The 13,506-nt window shown below is 48.6% G+C and carries 9 protein-coding genes; 6 read left to right on the plus strand and 3 right to left on the minus strand.

Translation table 11 applies throughout. From position 1 onward, the window contains the following. Positions 1–6 precede the first annotated feature (6 nt). Together J4N40_RS22785 and J4N40_RS22790 are read right to left on the minus strand one after the other, a co-directional pair. The gene (locus J4N40_RS22785) at positions 7–1,839 is read right to left on the minus strand and encodes an IucA/IucC family protein (protein ID WP_250654537.1); all 1,833 of its coding nucleotides are present in this window, start codon (positions 1,837–1,839) and stop codon (positions 7–9) included. Continuing rightward, the gene (locus J4N40_RS22790; RefSeq protein ID WP_053307985.1) at positions 1,836–3,047 is read right to left on the minus strand and encodes an ATP-grasp domain-containing protein; all 1,212 of its coding nucleotides are present in this window, start codon (positions 3,045–3,047) and stop codon (positions 1,836–1,838) included. Before J4N40_RS22790 ends, J4N40_RS22785 begins: the two co-directional genes overlap by 4 nt. Positions 3,048–3,297: 250 nt before the next feature. Between J4N40_RS22790 and J4N40_RS22795 the strand changes: the two genes are divergently transcribed. The 6 genes from J4N40_RS22795 (at position 3,298) to fecE (ending at position 11,387) form a co-directional block, all read left to right on the plus strand. Continuing rightward, the gene (locus J4N40_RS22795) at positions 3,298–5,334 is read left to right on the plus strand and encodes a TonB-dependent receptor (RefSeq protein WP_005383467.1); all 2,037 of its coding nucleotides are present in this window, start codon (positions 3,298–3,300) and stop codon (positions 5,332–5,334) included. 120 nt (positions 5,335–5,454) lie between these two features. Further along, the gene (pvuA, locus tag J4N40_RS22800; protein WP_054576556.1) at positions 5,455–7,593 is read left to right on the plus strand and encodes a TonB-dependent siderophore vibrioferrin receptor PvuA; all 2,139 of its coding nucleotides are present in this window, start codon (positions 5,455–5,457) and stop codon (positions 7,591–7,593) included. A 101-nt stretch (positions 7,594–7,694) separates the two neighbouring features. Next, a complete protein-coding gene (locus tag J4N40_RS22805) occupies positions 7,695–8,618 on the plus strand; it encodes a Fe(3+) dicitrate ABC transporter substrate-binding protein FecB (RefSeq protein ID WP_025768676.1) in 924 nt (307 codons plus the stop codon). A gap of 74 nt (positions 8,619–8,692) precedes the next feature. Next, a complete protein-coding gene (locus J4N40_RS22810; RefSeq protein WP_250654690.1) occupies positions 8,693–9,652 on the plus strand; it encodes a FecCD family ABC transporter permease in 960 nt (319 codons plus the stop codon). Further along, entirely contained in the window at positions 9,649–10,620 is a 972-nt protein-coding gene (locus tag J4N40_RS22815; RefSeq protein ID WP_047102431.1) for a FecCD family ABC transporter permease, read from the plus strand. The genes J4N40_RS22810 and J4N40_RS22815 overlap by 4 nt, the downstream gene beginning before the upstream one ends. A gap of 2 nt (positions 10,621–10,622) precedes the next feature. Further along, positions 10,623–11,387, plus strand: a complete 765-nt coding sequence (gene fecE, locus J4N40_RS22820) for a Fe(3+) dicitrate ABC transporter ATP-binding protein FecE (RefSeq protein ID WP_017634499.1) — start codon at positions 10,623–10,625, stop codon at positions 11,385–11,387. Between the two features lie 117 nt (positions 11,388–11,504). On the opposite strand, the gene J4N40_RS22825 is transcribed toward fecE, so the two are convergent. Then, a complete protein-coding gene (locus J4N40_RS22825; RefSeq protein ID WP_132936231.1) occupies positions 11,505–13,391 on the minus strand; it encodes a methyl-accepting chemotaxis protein in 1,887 nt (628 codons plus the stop codon). Positions 13,392–13,506: the final 115 nt, after the last annotated feature.

A 13,506-nucleotide genomic window follows, 5' to 3' on the forward strand; every position in this document is an offset into this window, starting at 1 on the left:
AATCGTTTAACGTACGCTTTTTTTGATGGCTTCTATGTAGGCGCGTTGCGCTTCTTCGCTAGAAAGCAGTAAGAAGTTCGGGGCCGACAAACCATAGAACTTATTGATGTCGCTCGCGCCGGAGGCTTCTTTCGAAAGCAAACTGCCAGAGCTCAACAAGTACTTGGCGTACAAGTCAGGTGCCTCTTGCAGCAACTCGCGAGCCAGTTTTGTCTCTAACCCTTCGCCTTCTAATCGGTTGAGTTGCTCTGCAATGCTTTTGGCCACGATGGCGTAAAGCGATGCTGAAGAGGCAATGCCCTTCGCTGCCATAGATTCTACAATCGCTGCGATATCCAGTTGCAGTGTGATGGTGGTAAACATCTGACCGAGCGCCAATTCATTGTCGACTTTGATGCGTTGGTCGAGCAGTTCATCGCAATCCACTGGAATTGTTTTTGCGCCGTATTTTTCGGCAACATGGTCTGTTGCAAAGCGGAAGCGCTCTGGCCAAACTCGCGCCGCGTCGTTGTCTTTCATCGCGAGCGTCATTCTGCCCTGTTGATCAAATGCAACGATGGCGTTTTGCTGGTTGGACTCCAATGCGATGCCATAACGAAGCCACAAGGTGAGGTGCACTTGGCATAATAGATCGACGTAATCTTGGAACCACGCCAGCGTATCTTGTTGATAGTACTGCTCTGCCAAATGTTCTAAGAACAAGCGGTCGTCAGGCATTGGGCTTGCTAGTGCTGCAACCGGAACTAACGCTTTGTCTTCGCAATGAGTAAGTGGGTACTCACGTACGATGTACGCGAAGGTTTTATCCTCGCCGATGTGTCCACCGTGTTTTTCGTTGCAATGGAACAAGCGACTGTTTAAGTCGGCGTCCGTTTGTTCAAGGTGGCTGAGTAGGCGTTCAAACCAGTGGCCGTCATACAGTGTTGAAGGCTTGATTAAGCGAATATTTTTCGTGCCTAGCGATCGCATGATCAGCGGAACCTTGATGTGAATGTGCGGTGCCTCGTTGACGACCACAGTACGAACGGAAAGCGTCGGCGTCACGTCTAGATACGTTAAAGGCGCTTCTATCACACCTTCGGGTAAGGCTTCTAAAGATCGCAGGGTGAGCGGATGTGCAGGGAACAGAACGTGGCTCAGTGCAAAATCAGCAGGAAGCCCAACTTGCTCCATTGTTGGCCAGCAATCAGGTTGTCCGCTGGTTAATGTCACCAGTGATTTTTCAATCGCAATCCAATGCAGAGCAAAGCTTGGTGCAAACTCGGGCGCGTACTTAGCAAGGTCTTCATCGCTCAGACCAAACTTCGCCCGCGCAGTTGGATAGTACGGATGGTCAAGGTAAGAAGCGATCTGGTCGGCTAGCAGCAGTTTTTGATGCCAAGAACCAAGCTCGGATATTGGTTGAGAAATGTGGTCTGCGTGATGATGAAACGCTTGGTCACACAGCGCTTTGTGTTGCTCTGCACATTCTAGTTCTTGAAGGTATCCCGCCAACAATTCGTGAGAGCTGTCATGCGCCAGTGTCGTTAGTAGTGCAATCCACTCTTTGTAATGTTGTTGATGTTCGACTTGGCCATTTTTCTCCACCCACCAACCTTGTGGTGTTTCGTCATTGGCGTGACCGTAGCGCCAGTGCTGCATGTAATACGTTGGCGCAACGGGTAAATACAACGTGAAATCAGAGTTGGCAAATATCAGCCAGACTTGCTCGCCTTGAGGAACAATTCCCTCTTTTGGCGCGTCGCTACTGAACTTGGCTTTTGACAAAATGCCAAACATGTCTTCGCGTAAGCAAGTGTCGATCAATCGTTGCGTTAGATACAAAGCGTTGTCGTTCATGCTGCCACCTCACGAGTCGGAGCTAGATCGAAATTGCTAAGCGCGTTCTGCAGCGCTTGGTCGAGGTTTCGCCCTGATGGTGAGACAATCGAAATTCGGGCGAGATAATCCTTATTGGAATAACTCTGTTGGAAGTGTTCTCCAGCGGTTTTTAGTACCTGTTGCTGGGTGATGATATCGTCATCGTGTTGGATGAACGACGTCGAACCTCCGTCAATCACACCACTGTGCTCCGCAACCACATAGTGCACGTGCGCTGACCCATGAATTTGGTAATCGCCGGCCAATCTTCGGCCCAAATGCAGACCCAAAATTGTGCTAAACCAACCGAAGTGAGCGAGATTGTTGAGCAAGAATTCGCGGCCATCTCCAATACTGCGGTAGTTAATTTCCACCAGAACCGGGCCATTTTCCGTAATGATAAATTCGCTGTGGCAAACTCCAAAACCAACGCCGAACGCTTTAAGTTGAGCCAAGCAAGCTTCTCGGTGAGCAATGCCGTTTGGTCCGTTCCAGTCTGCGGCGGTTTCGATAAAGTAAGGCGGCTCAGAGAGCGACACATCAAAACCGCCCACGGCGATAAGTTGGTTACCGTCTCCTAAAGTTTCGAGCGTAACCAACGGTCCTTGAAGAAACTGCTCCACCAGAATGGCGGCGTTTGGGTGCTTTTGCCAAAACGCCTCGGAGTAAGCATCGAGCTCGCTTTGGGAGTCACAGCGCTGTACATCTAAACTCGCCACGCCTTCTTTGGGTTTTGCTACGACAGGGAAGGCCATGCCTAATGCCACATTCGAATGGCGATGCAGCAAACAGCTTTGTGTGTTGGGTAAGGATTTTTCATTTAACACTTGTCGAGTTAAGTGTTTGTTTTTGGCCTTTAACGTGACAGACCAATCTTTGGATGGGAGGCCAAAAAATTGCGCGCAGATGGCGGTGGAAGTTTGTAAGTGATCACTATTGCTGAAAATAGCGTCTGGCTTTAATTCATGCTCCGTGATGGTTTCGATGAGTTCTAATGGGTTGAAGACATCACATTCTAGAATGGTATCCGGATTAAAGTGACTATCATGACTCGCCAACTCTAAATGGCTGAGCTTATGGTCGGTGATAAGAACGACGTGAAGGTCCATCGCTTTAGCTGCAGGCACAAAGCCGTGAGTGACTGCATCGTTAACGACATGACTTACGATAATCATCGTAGATTTCATGAGCTTTCCTAATTTTCTAACATTTTCTTCTAACGTTGATAAAGTCGCTCACGGTCGTCTTCCAATGTGCCTCTCTCGAGACGGAGGGCAGAAGTTTTAGTATTTATTGTTATGATATTTGGTTTTTTTTGTTGTTAGTTGTGTTTTTAGGGTAAATAAATATAGAGCATAAAATTAATATTGCAAATAGAAATAATATTTGTTCTTATTTCCATCCGTTGGCTTTATAACAACTAAACGGAATTATGGAATGAATAAATTATTGACCCTGACCCCCTTGGCGGTCGCGATTGGTTCTTCATTAGTAGCACCAAGCGCAGTGGCTTCAGAAGAGACGAACTCAACCCCATCAGCAACTGAAACGATTCAAGTCTTCGGTCATCAGTACGAAGGTTATGCTGAACACATGCCTCAATCAGGCACCAAAACCGATGTGGAATGGCTTGATGTGCCACAAGCGGTATCCGTAGTAACGAAAACAGAAATGCAAGACCGAGGCGCGGTGCGTTTAGTGGATGCGCTAGATGGGGTAGCCGGGGTCAATAACACCTTGGGCGAAGGCAGCCGCGATCAGTTCATGATCCGTGGTTTTGATTCACTCAACGATATGTACCGTGATGGCTTGCGAGATGACGGTACGTTGCAGTCTTACCGCAGCTTAGCGAACGTTGAACGCGTTGAAATTGTGAAAGGCCCTGCGGGTGCTTTGTATGGCCGTGGTTCGGCTGGGGGCATCATCAACTTGGTGACGAAACGCGCTAACGGTGAGAATTTTACTCACGTAAACGGTAGTGTAGGCAGCAACAACCAATATGTTGGTCAGGTCGACAGCTCAATGGCGTTTACAGATAAGGTCAACGGGCGTATTAACTTGGAATACCGTCAAGCCGACTCGTACGTTGATCATGTTGATTCAAACGATTTCTTCATTGCACCGACCATTCGTGTGTTACCAGCGGAAGGTCACACCATTGATATTGACGTGGAATACGCCCATCAAGAACTAGTGCCGTATCGTGGTGTGCCATCAAAAAATGGCAAGCCAGTTGATTTGCCAGTAAGCACTTACTTTGGCGGTACAAACGACTATCAGGAGTCAGACAGTCTCCGTATTGCGGTGGATTACGAATGGCGTCTGAATGATCAATGGGTATGGAACAACCGAGCGGCGTTCAACCATATCGAACTTGAGCAAAAAGGCACGCGTCAGGGCAAAGTGACGGGTAATGAAGTGTCTCAAACCGTCAACAACTTTGGTTACGATCCACGTACTACGACCACTTTACAATCTGAGTTGGTTTGGGAAACCAGGGACAATCAATTGATGGTGGGTGCAGATTTCAACCAGATCGATATCGACCTAACGTTGGCAAGTGACAAAACGCTTCCTCCGCAAAATATATACGACCCAGTCGTTGGTCCAACGCCTGATCCGGGCTTTAAGCCATTTCGTGACAATACCACCACCACGACAGGTTTGTATGTGCAAGACGTCTATACGTGGGGCGACCTTTCTTTGATCGGTAACGTGCGTTACGACTCGATGGAGCTCGAACAACAAAAAGCGGGCTCAGATAAGGAAAAGTTGGATGATGACAAAGTCAGCTACCGTGCTGGTTTGGTATACCGCATCAATTCCGACACATCCGTATACGCCAGTTTAGCGCGCTCTTGGCAGTTACCGTACGCTGGTATCTACATCAATCCAAAATTGGCGGAATTCTTCCACACCGACTTAAAAGAGGTGGGTGCGAAAGCGTACCTTTTGGATAACGCATTAATGTTGAATGCGGCACTGTTCCAGATTGATCAAGAGCAACCACAAACTAACGTGGACGGCGATGTGATCGATAAAATTGAAGTGCGTCACCAAGGCATTGAATTAGAGGCTCGCGGCCAAATCACCAAACAGTGGGACATCTCTGTTGGTTACAGCTACTTAGATGCGGAAGACAAAGCCACAGGCAAAAAGCCTAACGATGTATCAGACCACTTGTTCTCTCTTTGGAGCACTTACCAATTGGATGACAACTGGCGTTTAGGCGGTGGTGTGAAGTACGTGGGCGACCGTTACGCAGGTAACGACGAAGCCGTCGCACTTGGCGATTACACAACGGTGGATTTGATGGCGGCGTACACCACTGGTCGTCACAAAATCCAAGCGAACGCTTACAACATTTTGGATGAGAAATACATTCTTGGCGCAACAAACGGCACGTCTGGCTTAAACCAGATTGGCTACGGCGCACCAGCCGAGTTCATGCTCAGCTACGGATATCAGTTCTAGGCTTTTTGTGCGTAGTTAGCGCCTGTTAGCCGATTTTTGCCTCATATTGAGGATGTTTAGCCCCTAGAGCCTACGGGATGTATTCTGCCCGAGGCTCAATTTCTCGCAAAGGAGATCTTAATGTCTTACCAGAATTTGGATGGTAAAGTGCGTGTACGTGCTGGTTTGTCTACCACTTACAGTGTGCTTGCGATTGCAATCGCTTCTGCCACATCCATGAGCGCGGTTGCTGCTCCTGCTAAAAAAGAACAAACTACCACGATGGAAACCGTCGTTGTCACTGGTAGCGTGATTGGTAAATCTGAAATTGAAGACGTCAAAGAGTACCCAGGTGCTCGTACCGTCATTACCCGCGATCAAATCGAGAAAACCGCCGCAGGCTCGATTGATAACGCGCTACAGCGCGTGCCGGGTATTAAAGTTCAGGATGAAAGCGGAACGGGCGTATTGCCTAACATTTCCGTACGTGGTTTGAAAGCAAGCCGTAGTGGTCATGCTCAGTTCTTGATGGATGGTGTACCGCTAACACTTGCGCCATATGGTCACACTGGTCAGTCTATCTTCCCAGCAACACTGTCGATGCTTGATCGTATTGACATTGTACGCGGTGGTGCCGCAGTACAGTACGGCCCAAACAACGTCGGTGGTGTGATCAACTTAGTGACCAAACCGATTCCACACACGTGGCAAACTGAAATCAGTAACCGCCTTACCGTGTTTGATGGCGGTGATGCGCCGCTGAATGATTTTTACCTACGCACGGGCGGCTGGTTAAGCGACACATTTGCACTACAGTTGGAAGGTAACTTCCTAAAAGGTGAAAGCTTCCGTGAACATTCCGATACGGACGTGAAGAACTTCCAAGCCAAAGCACAGTGGCTACTGAGTGACACTCAAGAGATTCAAGCATTCCTGCAACGTTACGATGCTGAAACGCAAATGCCGGGCGCACTTTCGCCACAAGATTACGAGCAAGATCGTCACCAATCGAAACGTCCTTACGATGATTATGAAGGTAAGTCGACGCGCTGGAGTGTTAAGTACATCCACGATTTGCCATTTGCCGACAGTGCCGAGCTAGAAGTGCTAACGTTTGGCCATAAGTCAGAGCGTCTTTTCAAGTGGGGCTTTAACAGCGCGGGTGGCCATTGGGCGGATCCGGCTCTGCCAGCGACGGACGTTCGTACCTCTCCACGTGAATTTACCGTGTATGGTATAGAGCCAAAAATGGCGATGTACTTTGGCGAAGGTAAATCCGTTACTCAAAACTGGATCGTGGGTACCCGTTATGTTAATGAAGACATTGACTACAAACTCACTCAGACTCCAATCGCCGGTGGTGCAACCAGCGTTCCGCGTGATTGGCATCTAGATACGGACGCGTTTGCTGGATACGTTAGCAACGAAATTGGTTTGTTCAATGATACATTGAAGGTAACGCCTGGGTTGCGTGTTGAGTCGGTTCGAATGACGTTTACCGATCGTGGTAAAAAACAAACGGCAGACAACACCGTGACGGAATGGTTGCCAGGTTTGACGGTGGCATACAACTTAACTGACCAGTGGGTGACGTATGCGAACGCGCAAAAATCACTTCGTGCGCCACAAATTGCCTACATCCGAGGTTTGGGTGAAGAAGGTAGCGAACTGGCTTGGAACTACGAAGTCGGCGCGCGTTACACCCAAGATGCGACCAGCTTTAACGCTGCACTTTATCGCATCGACTTTGAAGATCAATTGCAATGGCAAAGCTCAACGCAGACCTTCGATAACATCGGAAAAACACTTCACCAAGGCATAGAGCTTTCTGCTCGTTACGTGCCTGAAGCACTACCTGCACTGAGTTTAGGCGCAAGCTACAACTATCTAGACGCTACGCTTGAAGAAGAAGGCGCGAATAAAGGTAATCAACTGCCTTACACCTCTAAGCATCAGCTTGGTTGGGATGCAACCTACGCATTTTACGGCATGGACACCACGCTATCGGGCTTCTACTTTAGTGATTCGTATACCGATAACGCCAACACCAGTGCCGAAGATGCAACTGGCGCAACGGGTAAAGTACCATCTTACATGGTGTGGAACTTCAACTTGGGGACGGATTTATACAAAGACGACAAAGGCAAGTTACGCATGAATGTTGCGGTGAACAACTTGTTTGACGAGGAGTATTACTTCCGCGGGATTGATACAAGCCCAGTTGGTCGGTACCCAGCTCCGGGACGCTCTTACACACTGGATCTGAACTATCAGTTTTAAGCGTTTCGTTCACCGAGTTTGAAAAGAAAAGTCGCCAATTTACCTTGGCGACTTTGCCGATCTTAGGTAATGGAAAACTCTTAGCACTGGAAAAAAGCAAGATGAAAAATAAAAAACAATTTACGATCAAACACTTTTCAACAGTTTTGCTGATGCTGTTGAGCTCAGCTTTGATGTCATTTAGCGCATTTTCTCAGGCGCGCAGCGTGCAAGATGAGCAAGGCACTTTTGAGCTAGAAGCGATACCTCAACGTATTGTGGTTTTAGAATTTTCGTTTGTCGATGCATTAGCGGCAGTCGATGTCTCACCTGTAGGCGTCGCCGATGACAACGATGCCACACGAGTCATTCCTGCTGTTCGTGCCAAGGTTGGTCCTTGGCAATCGGTCGGCATGCGCTCGCAACCGAGTTTAGAGGCGATTGCGGTGCTCAAGCCGGATTTGATCATTGCTGATGCAGAACGTCATCGCGCGATTTATCAAGATTTGCAGCGAATTGCGCCAACTTTGCTGTTAAAAAGCCGTGGTGAGACATATCAAGAAAATCTCGAATCCGCACACAAAATCGGCGTGGCAATTGGCAAACAAGCGAAAATGACACAACGAATTGAGCAGCACAAACAGACAATGGCGGAGTTCAAACAGCATTTTGCAACACAAGAAACCATTCAGTTTGGTGTGGTTTCTGACAAAGGGATGTGGTTGCATAGCCCGGTTTCTTACGCTGGGGGCGTTTTGAGTATGCTGGGCATCCAAAGCCCGCTGGCTCCATCTGAGCAAAAAGCGTATATCCCAACCAGTTTCGAACTTTTACTAAAAACCAACCCTGATTGGTTGTTAGTTGGACTTTACTCTCAACCAAATATTGTGGATGAGTGGCGCAAAAATCCATTGTTTAAGTTGCTAACTGCTGCGAAAAAACAGCAACTTGTTGAGGTTTCTCCTGAACTGTGGTCGTTAAATCGCGGCATGTTGGCTGCGGAAGAAATTGCCCGCAATCTTGAAGCGTTATTGGAGCGCTCATGAGTGCGGCGATAAGCTCGGAAAGCGCGTCTTCGGTTAGCAAATCGCATTGGACAGCGAGCTTGTTTGTCTGTGCTATGGCGTTGTGTACGCTCTCAGGCTATGCAGCCTCAATGATTGGCTGGTCCAACTTTTCTTTGAGCGTTAATGATCTGACAAGCTATTGGTTTGCGTTTGATGAGGGCAATATGCTGCATCAAATCCTCGCGACGCTGCGTGCGCCTCGTGCCTATGCTGGGTTATTAATTGGCGCTTCGCTTGCGGTATCCGGAGTGCTGATGCAAGGATTAACTCGTAACCCTTTGGCGTCGCCATCCATTCTCGGCATTAATGCTGGTGCGGCTTGTTTTATGGCCTTGGCGTCCATCGGCGTACCATTCTTTAGTCAATTGAACTCAATCATCAACGCAGTACTCGGCGCGCTACTAAGTGGTGGTGCGGTCATGTTGTTGGGCGGTTTTTTTTCCGCGCGTTCTCACCCATTGCGTTTAGTGCTAGCGGGCATTGCCATCAGTGCACTGCTGATAGGGTTAACTCGTGCGTCGGTAATTTTGGCGGATGACATGGCTTACAGCGTGTTGCATTGGTTAACGGGTTCACTCTCCGCGGTAGATTCTGAACAGTGGCAGCAACTGTGGCCTTTTGCGACTTTAGGTTTGGTGCTCGCCATGGGCTTAGCGCGAAACTTAAATTTACTCGCGTTGGGGGACGAAGTTGCTGTTGGGCTAGGTGGTAACATTCGTCTTACGCGATTTATCAGTGGTTTAGCGGTTGTGCTGTTGGCAGGAACTAGCGTAGCGATTGCTGGGCCAATTGGCTTTGTCGGGTTGTTAGTGCCGCACTTGGTACGCCCGATTGTTGGTCACAACTATCACATTCTCATTCCGGTTTCCGCCTTGTGTGGCGCGGCATTGGTGACGTGGTCAGATGCTTTATCACGAGCGATTGCTTTTCCGGCTGAAACGCCAGTGGGCGTGATTACCGCGCTGTTGGGCACACCTTGCTTTATCGCGATTGCAATGAGGAAATCATCATGATGAATCAAACCAAACTGTTTGCATTAGTTGGATTGTTGCTGATTGCGTCTTCTCTCACGCTGTTTGTTGGTGCGGCGAACATGTCGGCTCAACAGGTTTTTGCATTACTGTTTTCTTTCTCTGACTCGGACTTTGTGATTCACCAATATCGATTACCGAGAATGTTGCTCGCCATTGGCGTGGGCGCTGGGTTGGGGCTGTCAGGCGTTTTAGTTCAAGGCGTCATCCGTAATCCACTTGCCTCACCAGATTTAATGGGGATAAGCGCCGGAGCAGGACTGGCGGCTACCGCTTGTTTGGTGCTGTATCCGAATGCGCCAGTGGCAATGTTGCCGATGGTCGCCATGGCGGGAGGCTTGCTTGCTGCTGGCTTTATTGCTGTGCTGGCTTACTGGTCGAAACCAACACCAGCACGTTTGGCGCTGATTGGTGTTGCTGTCAGCGCATTTTTAGCTAGCGGTATCGATTTTCTTCTGATTGTGCACCCTATTGAAATCAACACGGCGATGGTATGGCTAACCGGCAGTTTGTGGGGACGAAACTGGCAACAAGTGCCGTTTATTTGGAGTGCTTTATTGCTGCTACTACCATTGGCGTTTTGGCTGGCTTGGCGGCTAGATGTTATGGGACTGGGAGAAGAAAGCGCCACTACACTTGGCACGAAACCAAGACAGATCCAAATTATTGCGTTGATTGCTGCCGTGCTATTGGCGAGTATCAGTGTGTCTGTGGCAGGCACGATCAGCTTTGTTGGCCTGCTTGCGCCGCATCTTGCGCGTTTGCTGTTTGGCCACAACCACAAGTTGTTGATTCCAGCCGCTGCAACCCTTGGCGCTTTGTTGGTGATTTGCGCCGATGGTTTAGCGAGAGGCTTACAGCCACCAATTGAGCTACCAGCGGGAGTGCTGACATCTGTTATTGGCGCACCATATTTCATTTTTCTTTTGTATCGTTATAGAGGTTGGTAAGCATGTTACGAACGCAGAACTTATCCGTCGCGTACGGCAAACAGACCATCATTCCAGATCTCTCTTTGTCGATTCCTCAAGGTAAAATTACCGCACTAGTTGGTCCAAATGGTTGCGGTAAATCGACACTATTAAAAACCTTGGTACGCATCAATAAACCCGCTTCTGGCCAAGTGTTGTATGACGACAAACCACTAAGCAGCTACGGTGATAAACGCTTGGCGCGTTCGTTGTCTTTGCTGCCGCAGATTCTTGTCAGTCCTGAAGGTATTACCGTCAGAAAACTGGTCGAATATGGCCGCTCGCCTTATCTCTCTCATTGGGGCCGGTTAAGTCAACAAGACAAGACCTTAGTCGAGCAAGCAATGCAAGATACTGGCGTGATTGAGTTTGCTGACAAGCCAGTTGAATCGCTGTCTGGCGGTCAAAGGCAAAGGGCGTGGATTGCGATGGTAATGGCGCAAGATACCGACGTAGTGATGCTTGATGAGCCAACCACTTACTTGGATCTCTCTCACCAAGTTGAGCTGATGAAACTCATGAGGCAGATGAACGACAAAGGCAAAACAGTGGTCGTAGTGCTGCACGATCTAAACCAAGCGTGCCGTTACTGCGATCATTTGGTGGTGTTGGAAAAAGGTCAGTTAGTCACGCAGGGAACACCGCAAGAGGTAATGACAGAAGGCATGTTGTCATCGGTGTTTGATTTACAAGCGAGAGTATTTAATGACCCAATCTCAGGCACGCCGATGTGTGTGGCGGTGTAGGTTTACGTCTTTGGAAAGCTATCTGCAATAAAAACGTCGATCCATAAAAACAAACCCCGCTAGTAACAAAGTTGCTAGCGGGGTTTGTTGTTTTTAAGAGCGTCCTTAATGTGGCGTTTAAGCCAGTTTAAACGTCGCCACTTTCGAGTTGAGATCCTCAGCTTGCGATTTCAGCTCAGCAGATTGATTCATCGATTCTTCGGCACCAACTACCAAGTGATCGGTCACATCTTTAATGGACGTGACGTTTTGCGTGATTTCATTGGTTACGTGCGTTTGCTCTTCGGCGGCGGTCGCGATTTGCGTTGCCATATCGCTGATCAGCGCAACGGCCGCGTTGATTTCATCCAGAGCCAGTGCTGCGCGATCTGCATCTTCCACCGAACCTTGCGCGAGCTGAGAGCTTGTATCCATGATGGTCACAGCGCGTTGTGTGGTTTGCTGCAAAGTCTCGATCGTCGAGCGAATCTCTTCGGTTGAGGTGTGTGTGCGTTGTGATAGCACGCGAACCTCGTCTGCAACAACGGCAAAACCGCGACCTTGTTCACCTGCACGCGCCGCTTCAATCGCCGCATTCAGAGCCAGTAAGTTGGTTTGTTCTGCGATGTCTCGAATCGTTGATAGTACGGTTGAGATGTCTTGCGCGTGCTGGTTGAGCTCGCCGATGACAACGCTCGCTTGGTTGACTTCAGAAGACAAATTGTTGATGGATGACTTGGAGTTGATCACTAACTCATGACCATTTTGTGTGCTTGCTGAAGAGTCTTGAGCGGCTTTAGCCGTCTGCTCTGCATGTGCTGCAATCTCTTGCGTTGCCGATGCCATTTCAGTCACAGCGGTCGCCACCATAGTGATTTCTTGTTGCTGATGGTTCAGATCGGAAACCGATTGATTCGCGCGAGTCGTGCTCAGCTCCGATTGTTGGCTCAGTTCTTCCGCTTGGTGACGAATGTGACCAATAAGTTGCTGCAAACTTTCAACGAACTGGTTGAAGTTTTCAGCCAGCTCACCAACTTCGTCACGGTTTTCTACTTTGATGCGTTGAGTTAGGTCGCCGCTACCGTTTGCGATTTGTGCAAGCGCATTCGAAACGTTGTAGAGCGGACGGAACAAGATGTTACATAGCAGATTAAACAAAGCTACACAGATAACGACGACGATGGTGGTTGCGATGATCTGATCCCAAACAGCATCGTAGAGTGGGGCAACCAACGAGTTTTGATCTAACACCGTCACTGTTGTGAGCTGGGTACCCTCTATGTGGCGCGCGTAAATCACATATTCGGTGCCGTTAATAGAGACGCGACGCTCTGTACCTGAACGTGCGGCAGACGTAATGTCGTTGCTGTTGAGGCCTAGCTTGCTAACCGGTTGATTCAGCAGTTTACCGTTGTTATGAGTGAAAATATTGCCCTGTTCATTGGCAATAAACATATAACCTGCACCCGGTAGGATCACTTGGTTCAGACTGTTCAGGATATCACCGATCTCTACGTCAGCACCCAGAACGACGGTTTGACCATGCAATTGCAAGGCTTTACCGAGCGACACGACGTTAGCCCCCGTGGCTGCTGCGACGGTTGGGTTATCCATAAAGACTTTCGATGGGTTGGCGATTGCATTGGTATACCAACCCCACTTACGAGGATCGTTATTACCTGGTGGCAAAACCACCCCATTAGCGTTGTCTTGTGACCCGTCCGGGTAAGCGAGGAAAACGTTATCGAACGCGCCAGAGTCTCGGACTTGTTTCAAATGCGTAACCAGAGAACGTTTCTCTGAATCAGAAGAGAGTGAAGTTAGTGCCCGCTCTTTAGAGAGTAGCCAGTCCTTTACGTATTGATTGTAAGATGCGCTAGTGCTTTCTAGTCGCTGTGCGACTTCGACATCGAGCCTGTTTAATGAATCTCGAAAAGACAGCCCCTCTACCAGCACTCCCCCTAGAATGATGGCGGCACTGGCAGAGATTGCCAGTTTGTTTTTTAATGATAGATTTTTGAACATAAAGCGAATAATAGATCTTTGAATAATAGTTGTTGTGTTTTTATTCTCATCAGTGCTCTCTGCGCTGTTGAATATGCAGCAGAAAGTCAGATTCGAATCTGTTCAATAATTATAT

It is taken from the genome of Vibrio sp. SCSIO 43097 (genome assembly GCF_023650755.1).
In the GTDB taxonomy this organism is placed as follows: domain Bacteria; phylum Pseudomonadota; class Gammaproteobacteria; order Enterobacterales; family Vibrionaceae; genus Vibrio; species Vibrio alginolyticus.